Genomic DNA, 16595 nt, shown 5'->3' on the forward strand with positions numbered 1-16595 from the left:
CCTAACGGTTCTCCCGCAGGTATTCGAGCTGAGCTCTGACCGACCACTCCGCCGCGGGCCAGAGCGAGCGGTCCACGTCCGCGTAGACGTGGGCGACGACCTCCGACGGTGACGTGTGGCCGGCCTCGACCGCCGCAGCCACCTGCGCGAGGCGGGACTCGCGGTGGGCGAGGTAGAACTCCACCGCGCCGAGCGCGTCCTCCAGGACGGGGCCGTGGCCGGGAAGGATCACGCGGGCCTCCCGGGCCTCCGCCAAAGCCCGCAGACGCTTGAGGGAGGCGAGGTAATCGCCGAGGCGGCCGTCCGGGTGGGCGACGACGGTGGTGCCGCGGCCGAGGACGGTGTCGCCGGTCAGGAGGGAACCCTCCGCGGGAAGCGCGAAACAGAGGGAGTCCGAGGTGTGGCCCGGGGTCCCGACGACGCGGAGTTCGAGGCCGCCGACCTCCAGGACGTCCCCGTCCGCCAGACCCTCGGAGCCCAGCCGCAGCGCGGGATCCAGCGCCCGGACCCCGCTGCCGCTGAGCGCGGCGAACCGCGCCGCGCCCTCCGCGTGGTCCGCGTGGCCGTGGGTCAGGAGCGTCGCCGCGACGCGACGGCCCTGCGACTCGACCTGGGCGAGGACCGCGGCGAGGTGGCCCTCGTGGAGGGGGCCGGGATCGATGACGACGGCCTCGGTCGAGCCGGGCTCGGCGAGGATCCAGGTGTTGGTGCCCTCCAGCGTCATCGGGGACGGGTTGGGGGCCAGGACCAGCGTCGACCGCTCGGTCACGACGGTGCTCACAGGTGCCCCCGCAGGGCCAGGCCCGGGTAGCCGGGCCAGGTGACCACGACCTCGCCGTCGTCCGCGATCGCGGCGCGGGCCAGGACCGGGTCGATCGGCCGCGCCTTCGCCGCGGCCAGCGCCGCGTCCGGCGTGGTGAAGGCGGTGAGCTCGCGCAGCGTGGCGATCGTCGGCGGGAGCATGAAGAACTCGCCTGCCGCGTGGTGCGCCGCGGCCTCCTCCGGGGAGATCCACAGGACGCGGTCGGCCTCGCCCGGGACCTCCGCCGTGCGCTGGCCGTCGGGGACGGTCGCGACGAAGAACCAGGTGTCGTAGCGGCGCTCCTCGAACTCGGGGGTGATCCAGCGGGACCACGCGCCGAGCAGGTCGCTGCGCAGCACCAGGCCGCGCGAGGCGAGGAACTCGCCGAAGGAGAGCTCGTGGGCCTCGAGCGCGGCGCGCGCCGCGCGCCACTCCTCGCCGGAGACGTCGGCGACGACGGAGGCCGCGTCGGGGCCGGCCAGCAGGACACCGGACTCCTCGAAGGTCTCCCGGACCGCCCCGCAGACGACGGCGCGGGCCTCGTCGGCGGAGACGCCGAGCCGCTCGCCCCACGCCTCGGGGTCCGGACCGGCCCAGCCGAGGCCGGGCGCGCTGTCACGCGGGTCGACCGCGCCGCCGGGGTAGGCGTAGGCGCCCCCTGCGAAGGCCATCGAGGTACGGCGACGCAGCAGGTAGGCCTCCACGGCCTCGCCGTGGGCCCGCAGCAGCACCACCGTGGCCGCACGGCGTGGCGTGACGGGGGTCAGCTCGCCGCGGGCCTGCGCCGCGATCCGGTCCGCCCAGCTCGGAGGGAGTCGATCACTCATGGCCGGATCGTACGGCGCAGGCCTGCAAAATCACACAGGGCCCCGTTGTGGGACAGGCCTCAGTGGCAGGTGTCAGGCCCGGACCTTGACCTGGATCTCGACCTCGACCGGCGCGTCCAGCGGCAGCACCGCGACGCCGACCGCGCTGCGGGCGTGCACGCCCGCGTCGCCCAGGACCTCGCCCAGGAACTCGCTGGCCCCGTTGACGACGCCCGGCTGGCCGGTGAAGTCGGGGGCGGACGCGACGAAGCCGACGACCTTGACGACGCGCTCGATGCGGTCCAGGTCACCGATGACGGACTTGACGGCCGCCAGCGCGTTGATCGCGCAGATCCTCGCCTGCTCCTTGGCCTCCTCGGCGGTGACCTCGGCGCCGACCTTGCCGGTCAGGCCGAGCTTGCCGGCGACCATCGGGAGCTGGCCCGAGGTGTAGACGAAGTCACCGATCTGCACGGCCGGGACGTAGGCGGCCAGCGGGGGGACGACCTCGGGCAGCGTCAGGCCCAGCTCGGCCAGGCGGCTCTCAACCTTGCTCATGGTCACTGCTTCTCCCGCTTCAGGTACGCCACCAGCTGCTCGGGGTTGTTCGGGCCCGGCACGACCTGGACGAGCTCCCAGCCGTCCTCGCCCCAGGTGTCCAGGATCTGCTTCGTCGCGTGCACCAGCAGCGGCACGGTCGCGTATTCCCACTTGGTCATGACACTGGACTCTAGCCCGTCCACCGGATGCCCATTGGTTACGCTCGACCGGACGGCAGCATTGAGGTGACGCGCGATCGCCAGGGAGGCACGGCTCATGCCCGCAGCTCCACCCGCAGGTCCGACCGGTCCGGACTGGGAGGGCGTCCGGCTCCACGTCGTCACCGGCAAGGGGGGTACCGGCAAGACCACCGTCGCGGCGGCGCTCGCGCTGGCGCTGGCCAAGGAGGGCCGGCGGACCCTGCTGATCGAGGTGGAGGAGCGCCAGGGCATCGCGGAACTCTTCGGGATCGCCGCGCTGCCCTACGAGGAGCGCAAGGTGGCCGGCGGGCGCGGCCACGGCGAGGTGTTCGCGCTGGCCATCGACATCGAGCAGGCGCTGCTGGAGTACCTGGAGATGTTCTACAAGTTGGGCCGCGCGGGCAAGGCGCTGCGCAAGCTCGGCTTCATCGACTTCGCCACGACCATCGCGCCCGGCCTGCGGGACGTGCTGCTGACCGGCAAGGCCTGCGAGGCGGTGCGCCGACGTCGCCCGGACGGGCGCCGTGTCTATGACGCGGTGGTGATGGACGCCCCGCCGACGGGCCGGGTGACCCGGTTCCTCAACATCAACACCGAGGTGGCGGGCCTGGCCCGGGTCGGGCCGATCCACAACCAGTCGCAGGCGGTCATGCGGGTGATCCAGTCCCCGGAGACGGCCGTGCACCTGGTCACCCTGCTGGAGGAGATGCCGGTGCAGGAGACCGTGGACGGGGTCTCCGACCTGCACGCGGCCAAGCTGCCGGTGGGCGGCGTCTTCGTGAACATGGTCCGCCCGCCCGTACTGGACCAGGCCGCGCTGCTGGCGGCCGAGGACGGCCACGAGGAGGAGCTGGCGCTCGCGCTGACCGAGGCGGGCCTCGGCGGACGCCGTACCGCCGCGAACGGCGGCGGCCCCGGCCCGGCGGTCCGCAAGCTCGTCGGCCCGCTGCTCGCGGAGGGCCGCGAACACGCCGCGCGCGTCGAACTGGAGCGCGCCCAACGAGCTGACATCCAGGGCCTGCGGCTGCCCACCTACGAACTGCCGCAGCTGTCGGGCGGCGTCGACCTCGGCGGCCTCTACCGGCTGGCCGCCGAACTGCGGACCCAGGGGGCGGCGTGACCTCTTCTTCCGATTCCTCCCAGGCGTTGACCACGCGTCAGCTGGACGTGGACGCGCTGCTGGACGATCCGGGCACCCGGATCATCGTCTGCTGCGGCAGTGGCGGCGTCGGCAAGACCACGACCGCGGCGGCGCTGGGCCTGCGGGCGGCCGAACGCGGCCGCAAGGTCGTCGTGCTGACGATCGACCCGGCCCGGCGGCTGGCCCAGTCGATGGGCCTCACCGAGCTCGACAACACCCCACGGGTCGTCAAGGGCGTCTCGGGGCCGGGCGAGCTGCAGGCCATGATGCTCGACATGAAGCGGACCTTCGACGAGGTCGTGCTCGCCGCGGCCGACGCCGAACGCGCCCGGCAGATCATGGAGAACCCCTTCTACCAGTCCCTCTCCTCCGGCTTCGCCGGCACGCAGGAGTACATGGCGATGGAGAAGCTGGGCCAGCTGCATGCCACGGGGACGTGGGACCTGATCGTCGTCGACACCCCGCCGAGCCGCTCGGCGCTGGACTTCCTGGACGCGCCGAACCGGCTGGGGTCCTTCCTGGACGGACGGCTCATCAAGGTGCTGACCGCTCCCGCGAAGGTGGGCGGGCGCAGCGCGATGAAGATGCTGAACGTCGGCATGACGATGTTCACCGGCGTGCTGAGCAAGGTGCTGGGCGCGACGGTGCTGCAGGACGTCTCCACCTTCGTCGCGGCGATGGACTCGATGTTCGGCGGCTTCCGCGAGCGCGCGGACCGGACGTACGCGTTGCTGCAGGCCCAGGGCACCGCGTTCCTCGTCGTCGCCGCGCCGGAGCGGGACGCCCTGCGGGAGGCGGCGTACTTCGTCGACCGGCTGGAGGCCGATCGGATGCCCTTGGCCGGGCTGGTCCTCAACCGCGTCCACGGCACGGGCGCACCCCAGCTCAGCGCGGAGCGCGCCCGGGCGGCGGCGGAGTCCCTCGACGAGGCCCCACCGGGCGACGCGGAACAGCTCGCAGCGGGACTGCTGCGCCTCCACGCGGAACGCATGCGGATCATCGCGAGGGAACGCCGCATGCGCGACCGCTTCGCCTCCGTCTACCCGGACGTCCGCGTGACCGAGGTCTCCGCCCTCGCCGGCGACGTCCACGACCTGGAGGGCCTGCGGGCGGTCGGCGAGCTGCTGGCACGCGAGTAACCGTCAGGGGCGCGAGGCTGTGCCACCGTGCGGCTCCGCCGCGCGCCCCTGGACAGTGCAGCTACACGCCTCAGCCGGCTTCGGCGAAGTCCAGGTGGTCGACGTCCACCGTGCCGGTGTACGCCTGCTCGTACTCGCTGCGCGCGGTCTCGAGGAGACGGCGCCACGAGACGACCGTCGGCCGACGGCGCAGCAGCGCTCTGCGCTCGCGCTCGGTCATGCCTCCCCAGACACCGAACTCGACACGGTTGTCCAGAGCATCCGCCAAGCACTCGGTCCGCACCGGGCATCCGGTGCACACCGCCTTGGCGCGGTTCTGTGCCGCCCCCTGGACGAACAGTTCGTCCGGATCGCTGGTGCGGCAGGCGGCCTGCGCACTCCAGTCCTCAACCCAGCTCATGCTGGCGCCGTCCTCTCCCGAATCGAGGCTCCCCCACGGCGGCAACGGCGAATATGCCGTTGCCAGTTGAGGACGTTACGGAAGAAGTGCGCGTTGCAACAGCCCCCTGGGGCCCAATCCTTATGGCCCATTTGGACTATGCGTGCTCGCGAGATCACCCGTTGGAGTGATCGCAGGTCGGCGGGCTGTCTGGGCTTCGGGGGCCCGCCTCACCGTTCCCGCCTGGGCATTCGCCTGGCATATGCCAGGCAATCCCCCACGATTCGGTCATCTCTCATCACCCACAAGAGTGAATCAAGAGAGCGCACAGCAAGTTGGTGCACGCTTGTGACAAGACTAGGCGAACACCTGCCCGCGTGTCCCAAGAACGCCGCGTAAGGTGCTCCCATGGCAGCGAAGCGCAAGGTGTCCCCCCTCCAGCAGATCTCGCTCGGCGCCCGGCTTCTCGGCGCGAGCGTGCTGGCGGGCGGCCTCGTGGCAGGGCTCGCGCTGCCCGCCGTGGGGGCGCTCGGGCTCGGGGCGAAGTCCGCTGCCAACGACTTCAACAACCTCCCGGCCGACTTCACCCAGCCGCCGCTGTCCCAGGCCTCGTACATCTACGACGACCAGAACAACGTCATCGCCAAGGTGTACTCGCGCGACCGCACGGTCGTCACCGAGAGCCAGATCGCGCCCGTGATGCGCCAGGCGCTGGTCGACATCGAGGACAACCGCTTCTACCAGCACGGCGCCATCGACCTGCGCGGCATGCTGCGCGCGCTGACCAACAACAGCGGTGGCGGCGGCGTCCAGGGCGGGTCGACGCTGACCCAGCAGTACGTGAAGAACGTCTTCGTCGAGAAGGCGGGCAACGACCAGGCCCAGGTGCTGGAGGCCCAGCGGCAGACGGTCGGCCGCAAGATCCAGGAGCTGAAGTACGCGATCAAGGTCGAGGAGACCTTGACCAAGGACCAGATCCTGACCAACTACCTCAACATCACCTTCTTCGGCGAGCAGGCCTACGGCATCGAGGCCGCCGCGGAGCGGTACTTCGGCGTGCACGCCGCGGACCTGAAGGTGCAGCAGGCGGCGCTGCTGGCCGGCATGGTCCAGTCGCCCACCTACTACGACCCGCTGGTCTACCCGGACGTCGCGCTCAAGCGCCGCAACACCGTGCTCGACAAGATGGCCGAGTACGGCTCGATCACCCAGGCGCAGGCCACCGCCGCGAAGGCGACGCCGCTGGGGCTCAACCCGCACAAGGCCCAGGAGGGCTGCATCACCGCCAACCACAACGGTGAGGCCTTCTTCTGCGACTACGTCGAGCACGTGATCCTCAAGGACCCGTCCTTCGGCGCGACCAAGGCGGACCGGCAGGCGCTGTGGGACCAGGGCGGTCTGCAGATCCACACCACGCTGGACCCGACGGCGCAGGCGTCCCTGTACAAGTCGGTGACCTCGCACGTCTACGCGGGCGACAAGGCCGCGACCGCGATGTCGATGGTCCAGCCGGGCACCGGCAAGATCCTCGCCATGGGCCAGAGCCGTCCGTACGGCGTGGGCCCGCAGGCCGACATCACCACGATCAACTACAACGTCGACGCGACCATGGGCGGCGGCTTCGGGTTCCAGACCGGTTCGACCTTCAAGCCGATCACCGCCGCGGCGGCGCTCGACCAGGGCCTGGGCATGGACACCACCTACCCGTCGCCCTACTCCGACGACTACCCGGCGATGCAGGACTGCAGCGGCAGCACGCTGTCCCCGGTCCCGAACGACCACAACGACAGCCACAACCTGGTCGGCCCCTACAACATGGCCAAGGCCATGGCGCTGTCGGTCAACACCTACTTCGTCTCGCTGGAGCAGGCGGCGGGCCTGTGCAACGTCGCCACGATGGCGAACAAGCTCGGCATCAAGACGCAGGCCTCGGAGTACAAGGTCCCCGGCCAGCTCGACCCGCTCTCCGTGGTCCAGTCGATGACGCTCGGCACCAACGACGTCGCCCCGCTGCAGATGGCCGCGGCGTACGCGGCGTTCGCCGCGCGCGGCCTCTACTGCACCCCGACCGCGCTCACCTCGGTGACCACGGCCGACCACAAGCAGCTGGCGGTGCCGCAGGCGGGCTGCCAGCAGGTGATGCAGCAGGGCAGCGCCGACGCGGTCAACTCGATGCTGGCGGGCGTGGTCCAGGACGGTACCGGCGCGGTCGACGCCTTCAAGGACGGGCGCCCCAGCGCGGGCAAGACCGGCACCACCGACAAGAGCGCCAGCGTCTGGTTCATCGGCTACACGCCGGAGATCGCGGCCGCGACGGTCGTCTCCGACACGGCGAAGCTGGAGCCGCTGGACGACGGCCAGCTGATCGGCGGCAACGCGGTCCCGTACAACACCGCGTTCGGTAGCACGCTGGCCGGCCCGATCTGGCTCCAGGCGATGGACGGCGCGCTGGCCAACGTCCCGCCGAGCAACTTCACGCTGCTCCCGCTGCCGGCCTCGCCGAACCCGTCCAACGACGGCAAGGGCACGACGGGCGGCAACGGTAACGGCAATGGGAACGGCAACGGCAAGCACGGCGGCAAGAACGGTGGCGGCACCACCACGACCGGCGGCAACACCATCCTGGGCAACACCGGCTTCGTCGGCATCGCCGGCGGCGGCACGGGCAACCCCTTCGGGCACTGACGCTTCCGCCTACGGAGCAGTTGCACTATTCAGGGGCGCGGGGAACTGCGCGACAAGCCACCGTGTGTGGTGAGTCGCTCAGCGAGCAGGGCCATCCGCACAGGGTGGTTGCTCGCGCAGTTCCCCGCGCCCCTGACGTCAGCCGTTGAGGGCCTGCTTGACCACCGCGGCGACGCGGCCGCCTTCGGCGAGGCCCTTGACCTTGGGGTTGACGAGCTTCATGACCGCGCCCATGGCGCGGGGGCCCTCGGCGCCCGACGCGGCGGCCTCGGCGACCGCGGCCGTGACGATGGCGACGAGTTCCTCGTCGCTCAGCTGCTTGGGCAGGTACTCGGCGAGGACCTCGCCCTCCGCGCGCTCGCGCGCGGCCGACTCGGTGCGACCGCCCAGCTCGAAAGCCTCCGCGGCCTCACGCCGCTTCTTCGCCTCGCGGGTGATGACCTGCAGCACCTCGTCGTCGCTGAGCTCGCGCGCGGTCTTGCCGGCCACCTCCTCCTTGGTGATGGCGGCGAGGGTCAGCCGGATCGTGCCGGAACGGAGATCGTCACGGGCCCGGATCGCGGCGGTGAGGTCCTCCTGCAACTGCTGCTTGAGCTTGGTGGTCATGGCGCAAGTCTGACACCTCCGCCCAGGCCGATGCCGGGATTAACAGGACACCCGTCGTGCGGGGCGCGGCGCGGCGTCTGCCACCATGGACGGATGCGCACCCGATACTCCGCTTCGCTGAAGGCCCTTGGAGTCACCGCCGCGATCGGCGCGGCCTGCGTCGGCTACGCCGCCGGGTACGAGGTGCGCTCGTTCCGGCTGCGGCGGGTGGAGATCCCCGTGCTGCCGCCGGGCGCCAAGCCCATGCGCGTGCTGCAGGTGTCGGACATCCACATGGTGAACGGGCAGCGCAAGAAGCAGATGTGGCTGGGCGGCCTGGCCGCACTGCGGCCGGACCTGGTGATCAACACCGGCGACAACCTCTCCGACCCGGAGGCCGTGCCGCAGACGCTGGACGCGCTGGGCCCGCTGCTGGACTTCCCCGGTGCGTACGTCTTCGGCTCCAACGACTACTACGGCCCGCAGCCGAAGAACCCGACCCGCTACCTGTCGGCGATGCTCAGCGGCAACCACGGCATGAACAACGCCGACGGCTCCGCGCGGCGCGGCATCGTCGGGGCGATCCACAACCCGTGGACGGAGCTGCGCGACGGCTTCGACGCGGCGGGCTGGGTGGACCTGACCAACCGGCGCGGCGCGCTGAAGGTCAACGACGTGGAGCTGGAGCTGACAGGTCTGGACGACCCGCACATCCGGCGGGACCGCTACGCCGAGGTGGCCGGTGGCCCCTCCACCGACGCGGACGTCTCCTTCGGCGTGGTCCACGCGCCCTACCTGCGGGTGCTGGACGCGTTCACCGCGGACAACTACCCGCTGATCCTGGCGGGGCACACGCACGGCGGACAGCTGTGCGTCCCCTTCTACGGCGCGCTGGTCACCAACTGCGACATCGACCGGCAGCGGGTGAAGGGCCTGTCCACGCACACCGCCGGGGGGCGTCGCAGCTTCCTGCACGTCTCCGCGGGCTGCGGCACCAACCGCTACACCCCCGTCCGCTTCGCCTGCCCGCCGGAGGCCACGCTGCTGACGCTGCGTCCGCGGGCCCGCGACTGACTGCCGGGCACCTTCCTCGACGCGGGCTGAGCGGTCGTTCGCTCCCGCCGGGCGCGGCCGCGCCCGGCGGGACCGGCGTCAGACCTCGTAGGCGCCGTCGATCGCACCGATGTCGGCGGCCTCCAGGCCGAGCGTGCGGCGGTCCTTGACGCCGGTCGCGGAGGGCTCCTCCAGCGCGCCGGTCAGCCAGCCGTGCTGACGGGAGGTCTGCTCCGCGACGCGCAGCAGCCGCGCGACGGCGGGCGAGCGGTTCTCGCGGCGGGTGACGAGGTGGACCTCGATGTACGCGGCGGGTGTGACCGGGAGCCAGAGCAGTCCGCTGGGCAGGCCGATCCGGCCGGAGTAGCCGACCATGGTCACCGCCGCGCCGGAGGCGACAGGGGTGTAGGAGGCGTCGAAGTCGAGGCCTCGGTAGAGCACCTCGGGCCGGGCGCCGGCGCGGGCGCAGATCTCCATGATCTCGTCGTAGTGGCCCGGGTTGTGGGTGCGCGGGTGCAGCAGCAGCTTGAGACCGTCCAGCGCGGCGGGGTCGACGGAGTCGGCGCCCGCCGCGGCCAGCGGGTGCTCGCTGCTGATCACGACGCCCTGGCGTTCGCGCCGCAGCAGCGTCAGCTCCACGTCGTCCGGCAGCGCCTCCGGCTGCGCGGAACGGACCAGGCCGACGTCCAGCGTGCCGGCGGCGACGGAGTCGATGATGTCGGCGAAGGCCATCACCCGGGCGGAGACCTCGATGCCGGGAGCCTCCTCGCCCATCGCGAGCAGCAGCTGCGGCGCGGTCTCGTAGCCGGCGCTCATGCCGTAGCCCAGGGAGACGCTGCCCATCCGGCCGTCGGCGAACGCGCGGACGCCGTGCCACAGGCTGTCGGCCGCCTCCAGCAGCGCGGGCCCGCGCTCCAGCAGCATCCGGCCGGCCTCGGTCGGCTCGACCTTGTGCGTGGTGCGCAGGAGCAGCTCGACGCCGAGCTCCCGTTCCAGCTCACGCACCTGCCGGCTCAGCGCGGGCTGCGCGATGTGCAGCCGCTCCGCGGCACGGGTGAAGTTCCGTTCCTCGGCGACGGCCAGGAAATACCGCAGGCGGCGCAGCTCGGACATGGGTCCATCTTAGGAGCTCGGTCATGCCGGTACGGCATGAAGGTGTCGGACGTTCTTGCGAACACGCGTTGAACAAGGCACAGCATGGCCACAGATGTGTCCGAGGTTCGAGAGAACAGTGACGCGGCTGGTCATCCCCATGACATCATCACGCAGGTGGGAACACATGGGCGAAAATCGGGTAGTCCGATACGACTGCACCCGAACGGCTCTCGATCATCGAACGGCAGCGCGGCCAACGGTTCGAGCACGTCGCGATCACGCGCGCACGGGCCGCAGCCCGCGCTGATCCCGGAACAGCCCCGGCTCTCGGCGCCGTCCGCGGACGCCCCCGGCTCCGACTTCCCCTGGTTCGAGCAGACGGCGCGGGGCCACGCGGACGTGCCCTACGCGTGGGAGTCCGCCGAGCCGGCGGCATCCGCCCCGGAGCTCACCGAGCCCTCGATCTACGCCGACGACTCCAGCGAGTCGTCGGTCGGCGCGCCCACCGAGGCGCCCGCCGCCGCGGCCACCGCGGCTCCCGCGTGGATGGACCGGCTCGGCCCGGCCAAGGCGCTGGCCGAGCGACTGCGCGGGCGGATCGGCTCGCTCGAGCTGCTGCTCGTCGGCCTCTTCCTGCTGCTCGCGCTGCGCTTCCTGACCTCGGGCCAGATCGGCTCCGCCGGCCTGCAGGCCTGGGAGACCGTCTTCGTGGCGATCTGTGTGCAGGCGCTCCCGTTCGTCGTGCTCGGCACGGTCGTCTCGGCGGCGGTCGCGGCGCTGGTGCCGCCCTCGCTGCTGGAGCGGCTGCTGCCGCGCAAGGCGTCGCTGGCCGTGCCGATCGCGGGCGCGGCCGGGGCGCTGCTGCCCGGATGTGAGTGCGCGTCGATCCCGGTCGCCAGCCGGCTGATGGCGGGCGGCGTCGCGCCGGCCGCGTCGCTGGCGTTCCTGCTGTCCGCGCCCGCGATCAACCCGGTCGTGCTGACCGCGACCGCGGTCGCGTTCCCCGGCCAGCCGCAGATGGTCTGGGGCCGCCTGCTCGCGTCGCTGCTGGCCTCGGTGGTGATGGGCTGGCTCTGGATCGGTTTCGGCCGGCCCGAGTGGCTGCGTCCGCAGCTGCGCTCCCACGAGCACCACGAGGGCGGCCGGGTGCGCTCGTTCCTGGCCGCGCTCGAGCACGACTTCCTGCAGTCGGCCGGCTTCCTGGTCGTCGGCGGACTGATGGCGGCGACGCTGAACGTGCTGGTGCCGCGCTCGCTGCTGGTGGGCGTCGGCACGGTGCCGGTGCTGAACCTGCTGGTGCTCGGCCTGCTCGCGGTGGTGCTGGCGATCTGCTCGGAGGCGGACGCCTTCGTCGCGGCCTCGCTGACCGCCGTCTCCCCGACGGCCCGGCTGGCCTTCCTCGTCGTGGGCCCGATGGTCGACGTCAAGCTGATCAGCCTGCAGGCCGGCACCTTCGGCCGGGCCTTCGCCTGGCGCTTCTCCGCGGCGACCTTCGTCGTCGCGGTGGTCTGCGCCGGTCTCGTCGGAGGGTGGCTGCTCTGATGCTGCGTGAGGCGAGGGCGATCCTGCTGGTGCTGACGGGCGCGGCGCTGCTGCACCTGTCCCTCTTCGGCGACGGCTACCTGCGGTACGTGCGACGGAGCATGCATCCGTGGCTGATCACGGCGGGCGTGGTGCTGCTGGCGCTGGGCCTGGTCCGGGCGTTCCTGCTGGCGCGCACGCTGCTCTCCCCCGCCCCGGCGGCGGCCGTCCCGCACCAGGACGGCGCCGCGGAGGGCAGCGGGTCCGACGGGCACGCGCACCGCCATCTGCGGGCGGCCTGGCTGCTGCTGTGCCCGCTCGCCGCCGTGTTCCTGGCCGCGCCGCCCGCGCTCGGGGACTACACCGCGCAGCACACCGCGGCCACCGTCGCCAAGCCGGCGAGCGCCGGCTTCCCGGCGCTCGCGGCGGGCGATCCGCTGACGCTGCCGATCGCGGACTTCGTCGTCCGCGCCGTCTGGGACCCGCAGGGCTCGCTGCGCGGCCGCCACGTGCGGCTGACCGGCTTCGCGATGCCGAAGCCCGGCGGCGGCTGGTACCTGACCCGACTGACCATCACCTGCTGCGCCGCCGACGCGGTCACCTACCGCGTGGACGTGCGCGGCCTGGCCACGGTGCCGAGCCGCGGCACCTGGGTCGAGGTCACCGGCACCTGGCAGCCGGACGGCCGGACGGGTCACGACGACGACATCCCGGTACTGACGGCCACCTCGCTCATCGGCGTGCCGACCCCCGCCGATCCGTACGAGTAACGGAACCATGAGCGGTCGGATCGCCCTCACATACGACTGTGATACACCGTTGAGCCGTACGACCTAGCGTGGGGGCAAGAATGCAAGCTCGGATGGTGCCGAGGGGGAACCGGCTGCGTGCCGCCCTGCTCGTCGGCGGGGTCTCGCTGGCGGTGGCGACGGTGCCGGTGTTCGCCGACCGCGGCAGCGGCTCCGGGAGCGCCTCCGCGGCAGACCTGAGCGTCCAGGCCGCCTCGCCCGGCGGCATACCCGGCGAGAACGGGAAGCCCTGGGACGGCAAGACGCATCTCATCGGCGACGGCTCGACCTCCTACACCGGTCCGCAGCCCAAGCAGCCGGTCGCGACCCCGCTCCAACCCGGGCAGCGGCCGCCGCAGTTCGTGGTGATCTCCTGGGACGGCGCGCTGGAGAACGACTCCAAGCTCTTCTCCCACTACCGCGAGCTGGGCGAGCAGTACAACGCGCAGATGACCTTCTTCCTGACCGGCATCTACCTGGTGCCGAGCTCGAAGCGGTTCCTCTACCGTCCGCCGCACGGGCACGGCGTCGGCACGGCCGCCATCGACTTCCCGACCGAGGCCCACGTCCGGTCGACCCTGGAGCAGCTGAGCCTGGCCTGGCAGGACGGCGACGAGATCGGCACGCACTTCAACGGCCACTTCTGCGGCCCGGGCGGCGGCGGCGACTGGTCCACCCAGGAATGGCTGGACGAGACCAAGCAGGCCTACTCGTTCGTCGAGAACTGGAAGACGGACACCGGCTTCACCGACATCCCCGCGCTGCCCTTCGACTACAGCAAGGAGCTGGTCGGCGGACGCGCGCCGTGCCTGGAGGGCCAGAAGACGCTGATACCGGCGGAGAAGCAGCTGGGCTGGCGCTACGACGCCAGCTCCCCGGGCGACTTCCAGGCCTGGCCGCACAAGATCGACGGCATCTGGAACTTCCCGCTGGAGCTGATCCCCTACCCGAACAAGAACTTCCAGGTCCTCTCCATGGACTTCAACTTCCTCGCCAACCAGTCCAACAGCAACCCGCAGGGCGACCCGAGCAAGTTCGCCGGCTGGCAGCAGACGACGGTGCAGGGCTACCTCAACGGCTTCAACCGCGCCTACTACGGCAGCCGTGCGCCGCTCTTCATCGGCAACCACTTCGAGGACTGGAACGGCGGCATCTACATGAAGTCGATCGACCAGGTCATCAAGACGGTCTGCACCAAGCCCGAGGTCCGCTGCGTCTCCTTCAAGGAGATGGCCGACTGGCTCGACGCGCAGAGCCCGGCCGTGCTGACCAAGCTCCGCTCCCTGGACCCGGGCGAGGCTCCGGACTGGTCCACCTTCATCACCGCCGCCGACGAGGCCCACAACCCGTAGGCCCCGAACGCCAGTAGGCCCCGCCGGCGTTCGGGCTCAGCCCAGGCTCGCCGTGGCGCGCGTGTAGCGGGCGAAGATCCGGGTCGGGACGGTGCTGGTGGGCTGGGCGGCCGGGGCGCCCATGACGCCGGTGAGCGGGAGCATCAGGCCGTTGTTCGGGTCGGCGTGGAACATGGTGACCGCGGTGACGGACTGTCCGGTGTAGCCGATGAACCAGCCGGAGGTCGCGTCCAGCATCGTGCCCGCCTTGCCGGCCACCTCGACGCCGGGGAGCCTGGCGCCCTGGGCCGCGCCGGAGGCGACGGACTCGGTGAGGGCGGAGTCCACCTCGTGCGCCACGTCGGCGGTCATCACCTGCACCGGCTGCGGCCGGTCGACGCCGACGTCGTGCCCGCTGAACAGCAGCCGGGAGACCGAGTACGGCTCGACGTGGCGGCCCTCGCCGGGGAACGCGCCGTAGGCATCGGCCATGCGGATCGCGCTGGGCGTGGAGTTGCCCAGCGGGAAGACCGGGACCGGCTCGCCCATGCTGGCCGGCAGCAGACCGAACTTCTCCACGGTGCCGCGCAGTTGGGTGAGGCCGACGTCCATGCCGAGCTGCGCCATCGGACCGTTGATCGAGTCGACCACGGCCTGGTGCAGCGTGACCTTGCCGAAGGAGCGGCCGCCGTCGTTGTTGATCTTGACGAGCTGGCCGTCCTTGTTCCAGTACGGGCCCTCCGGCGTCTGCACCGGCATCTTGTTGTCGCCGTCGTAGACCGAGGTGCCGCTGACCGGCGTTCGCGACCCGCCTGGCTGGAGCTGGACGCCGTCGGTCAGGCCCGCGGCGTAGACGAGCGGCGTGAACGCCGTACCGACGGGCACCGTCGCGGTGTTGGCGTCGTCGAAGCCCTGTTTCACGTAGTCCGGGCCGCCGTAGACGGCGAGGATCCGGCCGTCGGCGGCGACGGTGGCCGCGCCGAAGGAGACGTCCTTGTCCGCGGGCCGCTTCGCCGGGTCGAGCCCCTTCGACGCCGCCTTGACCGACGCCGCCAGCGCGGTGACCCGCCGCTTCTGGAAGGTCGTGTAGATCTGGTAGCCGCCGAGGTCGAACAGCCGCGGGTCCACGGAGGAGTGCGCGGTGACGTACTGGGTGGCCAGGTCGACGAGGTAGCCGGTCTGGCCGGTCAGGCCGCCCTGCAGCCGGGGCTGGATAGGCTCGGGGAAGGTCGTGTACTGGGCCCGCTGCGCCGGGGTCAGCTGGTGGATCACCACCATCCGGTCCAGGATCCACTTCCACCGGGTGACGGCCCGCTGCTGGTTGTCGGGGCTGATCGCCGGGTCGTACATCCCGGCGCCCTTGAGCAGGCTGGCCAGGAAGGCGCCCTGGCTGACGTTGAGTTGGGAGACGTCCACGCCGTAGTAGGCGCGGGCGGCGCGCTCGATCCCGTAGGTGCCGCGGCCGAACCAGCTGGTGTTCAGGTAGCCGTCGAGGATCTGGTCCTTGCTGAGCTTGGAGTCCAGCTTGATCGCGATGAACGCCTCGGTGAGCTTGCGGGTCACCGTCTGCTGCTGGTTGAGGTAGACGTTCTTTACGTACTGTTGGGTGATCGTCGAGCCGCCCTGGGTGTCGCCACCCTTGATCATCTCGTAGACCGCGCGCATCATGCCGCGCGGGGAGACGCCGTCGTCGGAGTAGAAGGTCTCGTTCTCGGCGGCGAGGATGTCCCACTGGACGGGCTTGGGTATCTGCCCCAGCGGCACGGCCTGGCGGTCCACCGGCCCGGTGCGGGCCATCTCGGTGCCGTCGGCCCAGTAGTAGACGTTGACCTGCTGGGTGGCGAAGGTGTTGAGGTTCTTCGGGATGTCCGTCATCGCGAAGGCGATCCCGGTGGTCGCCACCAGCGCGATGATCAGGTACGCGGCACCACCGAGCCACTGCCGCCAGGACGGCATCCAGCGCCGCCAGCCGACCCGGCCGGGGCGCGGGTACTCCCATGCCAGCCGTCGGCCGACCCGCAGCAGCCACCGTCCCACCGGCCCGAGCCGGCGCCCGAGCGGACCCAACCGCCGTCCGAGCGGCTCCAGCCGACGTCCGGCCGACCGCGCCCACTCCGCTGTCCGCTCGATCCACACCCGCACGTGCACCACCCCTACGTCCAAGGGCGCCCCGCCCCGACCCGGGCACATTAACCCCCGGACCTGTGCACGCGCCCCTCACGTCTCATGGACGTGACCTTCACCATGAACGGTTGCCTGCGAACCGGTGGGTAGGCGCCAGGTAAGGGCTTCCGGGCCCGTGCGGGGCGGGGGCCTGCGGAATCGGATTTCGTGCCTGGGCAGGTGGTCCGCTACAGTAATGCTCGTTGCACCGGGGTGTGGCGCAGCTTGGTAGCGCGCTTCGTTCGGGACGAAGAGGCCGTGGGTTCAAATCCCGCCACCCCGACTGGTGAACGTGGGTGAGGGGCGGTCTTCCGTGAGGAAGACCGCCCCTCACCCGTGTTCCGGGGGGTGGGCCCTAGCGGATCTC

At 71.4% G+C, this 16595-nt stretch carries 15 protein-coding genes and 1 tRNA gene; 8 read left to right on the forward strand and 8 right to left on the reverse strand.

The window, feature by feature from the left end; translation table 11 throughout:
• Window position 1: 1 nt before the first annotated feature.
• The 4 genes from DN069_RS18740 to sp36 all read right to left on the reverse strand — a co-directional run bounded on the left by DN069_RS18740 (window position 2) and on the right by sp36 (window position 2327).
• On the reverse strand, window positions 2-781 hold the full coding sequence (locus DN069_RS18740) for an MBL fold metallo-hydrolase (RefSeq protein WP_424556301.1): 780 nt from the start codon (window positions 779-781) through the stop codon (window positions 2-4).
• Complete coding sequence (locus DN069_RS18745; protein ID WP_111502235.1) at window positions 778-1629, reverse strand: NUDIX hydrolase; 852 nt, start codon at window positions 1627-1629, stop codon at window positions 778-780. The genes DN069_RS18740 and DN069_RS18745 overlap by 4 nt, the downstream gene beginning before the upstream one ends.
• 72 nt (window positions 1630-1701) lie before the next feature.
• On the reverse strand, window positions 1702-2166 hold the full coding sequence (locus tag DN069_RS18750; RefSeq protein ID WP_111502237.1) for a RidA family protein: 465 nt from the start codon (window positions 2164-2166) through the stop codon (window positions 1702-1704).
• Window positions 2167-2168: 2 nt separating this feature from the next.
• Complete coding sequence (gene sp36 / locus DN069_RS18755; RefSeq protein ID WP_003991873.1) at window positions 2169-2327, reverse strand: Sp36 family protein; 159 nt, start codon at window positions 2325-2327, stop codon at window positions 2169-2171.
• 97 nt (window positions 2328-2424) lie between these two features.
• On the opposite strand from sp36, the gene bagA reads away from it, so the two are divergent.
• Complete coding sequence (gene bagA, locus DN069_RS18760) at window positions 2425-3468, forward strand: ATPase BagA (RefSeq protein WP_111502239.1); 1044 nt, start codon at window positions 2425-2427, stop codon at window positions 3466-3468.
• A complete protein-coding gene (gene bagB / locus DN069_RS18765) occupies window positions 3465-4628 on the forward strand; it encodes an ATPase BagB (RefSeq protein ID WP_111502241.1) in 1164 nt (387 codons plus the stop codon). The genes bagA and bagB overlap by 4 nt, the downstream gene beginning before the upstream one ends.
• 70 nt (window positions 4629-4698) lie before the next feature.
• Here the strand turns inward: bagB and DN069_RS18770 are convergent, their stop codons facing one another.
• Window positions 4699-5028, reverse strand: a complete 330-nt coding sequence (locus DN069_RS18770; RefSeq protein ID WP_111502243.1) for a WhiB family transcriptional regulator — start codon at window positions 5026-5028, stop codon at window positions 4699-4701.
• 387 nt (window positions 5029-5415) lie between these two features.
• On the opposite strand from DN069_RS18770, the gene DN069_RS18780 reads away from it, so the two are divergent.
• Complete coding sequence (locus tag DN069_RS18780) at window positions 5416-7692, forward strand: transglycosylase domain-containing protein (protein WP_111502245.1); 2277 nt, start codon at window positions 5416-5418, stop codon at window positions 7690-7692.
• A gap of 138 nt (window positions 7693-7830) precedes the next feature.
• Here the strand turns inward: DN069_RS18780 and DN069_RS18785 are convergent, their stop codons facing one another.
• Entirely contained in the window at window positions 7831-8298 is a 468-nt protein-coding gene (locus DN069_RS18785; RefSeq protein WP_111502247.1) for a GatB/YqeY domain-containing protein, read from the reverse strand.
• Window positions 8299-8391: 93 nt separating this feature from the next.
• Here DN069_RS18785 and DN069_RS18790 point away from each other — a divergent pair, with 93 nt between their 5' ends.
• Window positions 8392-9351 (forward strand): metallophosphoesterase, encoded by a 960-nt coding sequence (locus DN069_RS18790; protein WP_111502249.1) that lies wholly within the window; start codon window positions 8392-8394, stop codon window positions 9349-9351.
• Between the two features lie 78 nt (window positions 9352-9429).
• Here the strand turns inward: DN069_RS18790 and DN069_RS18795 are convergent, their stop codons facing one another.
• Window positions 9430-10443 carry a LysR family transcriptional regulator gene (locus DN069_RS18795; protein ID WP_111502251.1) on the reverse strand — a complete coding sequence of 338 codons (1014 nt, stop codon included), beginning with the start codon at window positions 10441-10443 and terminating at the stop codon, window positions 9430-9432.
• A 156-nt stretch (window positions 10444-10599) separates the two neighbouring features.
• On the opposite strand from DN069_RS18795, the gene DN069_RS18800 reads away from it, so the two are divergent.
• The 3 genes from DN069_RS18800 (at window position 10600) to DN069_RS18810 (ending at window position 14086) form a co-directional block, all read left to right on the forward strand.
• The gene (locus DN069_RS18800) at window positions 10600-11967 is read left to right on the forward strand and encodes a permease (RefSeq protein ID WP_424556302.1); all 1368 of its coding nucleotides are present in this window, start codon (window positions 10600-10602) and stop codon (window positions 11965-11967) included.
• Entirely contained in the window at window positions 11955-12716 is a 762-nt protein-coding gene (locus tag DN069_RS18805) for a TIGR03943 family putative permease subunit (protein WP_243639413.1), read from the forward strand. The genes DN069_RS18800 and DN069_RS18805 overlap by 13 nt, the downstream gene beginning before the upstream one ends.
• 92 nt (window positions 12717-12808) lie before the next feature.
• Window positions 12809-14086, forward strand: a complete 1278-nt coding sequence (locus tag DN069_RS18810) for a polysaccharide deacetylase family protein (protein ID WP_243639415.1) — start codon at window positions 12809-12811, stop codon at window positions 14084-14086.
• A 36-nt stretch (window positions 14087-14122) separates the two neighbouring features.
• Here the strand turns inward: DN069_RS18810 and DN069_RS18815 are convergent, their stop codons facing one another.
• Entirely contained in the window at window positions 14123-16207 is a 2085-nt protein-coding gene (locus tag DN069_RS18815) for a transglycosylase domain-containing protein (RefSeq protein ID WP_243639417.1), read from the reverse strand.
• 230 nt (window positions 16208-16437) lie between these two features.
• Between DN069_RS18815 and DN069_RS18820 the strand changes: the two genes are divergently transcribed.
• A tRNA-Pro gene (locus DN069_RS18820) sits at window positions 16438-16511 on the forward strand.
• Window positions 16512-16595 lie beyond the last annotated feature (84 nt).

The organism is Streptacidiphilus pinicola, assembly GCF_003258295.1.
In the GTDB taxonomy this organism is placed as follows: Bacteria; Actinomycetota; Actinomycetes; order Streptomycetales; family Streptomycetaceae; genus Streptacidiphilus; species Streptacidiphilus pinicola.

Excerpts from the sequence above, each read along its gene's own strand:
- DN069_RS18745 (WP_111502235.1), bottom strand. The coding sequence starts at position 1,629 with ATGAGTGATCGACTCCCTCCGAGCTGGGCGGACCGGATCGCGGCGCAG.
- DN069_RS18750 (WP_111502237.1), bottom strand. The coding sequence starts at position 2,166 with ATGAGCAAGGTTGAGAGCCGCCTGGCCGAGCTGGGCCTGACGCTGCCC.
- sp36 (WP_003991873.1), bottom strand. The coding sequence starts at position 2,327 with ATGACCAAGTGGGAATACGCGACCGTGCCGCTGCTGGTGCACGCGACG.
- bagA (WP_111502239.1), top strand. The coding sequence starts at position 2,425 with ATGCCCGCAGCTCCACCCGCAGGTCCGACCGGTCCGGACTGGGAGGGC.
- DN069_RS18770 (WP_111502243.1), bottom strand. The coding sequence starts at position 5,028 with ATGAGCTGGGTTGAGGACTGGAGTGCGCAGGCCGCCTGCCGCACCAGC.
- DN069_RS18780 (WP_111502245.1), top strand. The coding sequence starts at position 5,416 with ATGGCAGCGAAGCGCAAGGTGTCCCCCCTCCAGCAGATCTCGCTCGGC.
- DN069_RS18785 (WP_111502247.1), bottom strand. The coding sequence starts at position 8,298 with ATGACCACCAAGCTCAAGCAGCAGTTGCAGGAGGACCTCACCGCCGCG.
- DN069_RS18790 (WP_111502249.1), top strand. The coding sequence starts at position 8,392 with ATGCGCACCCGATACTCCGCTTCGCTGAAGGCCCTTGGAGTCACCGCC.
- DN069_RS18795 (WP_111502251.1), bottom strand. The coding sequence starts at position 10,443 with ATGTCCGAGCTGCGCCGCCTGCGGTATTTCCTGGCCGTCGCCGAGGAA.
- DN069_RS18810 (WP_243639415.1), top strand. The coding sequence starts at position 12,809 with ATGGTGCCGAGGGGGAACCGGCTGCGTGCCGCCCTGCTCGTCGGCGGG.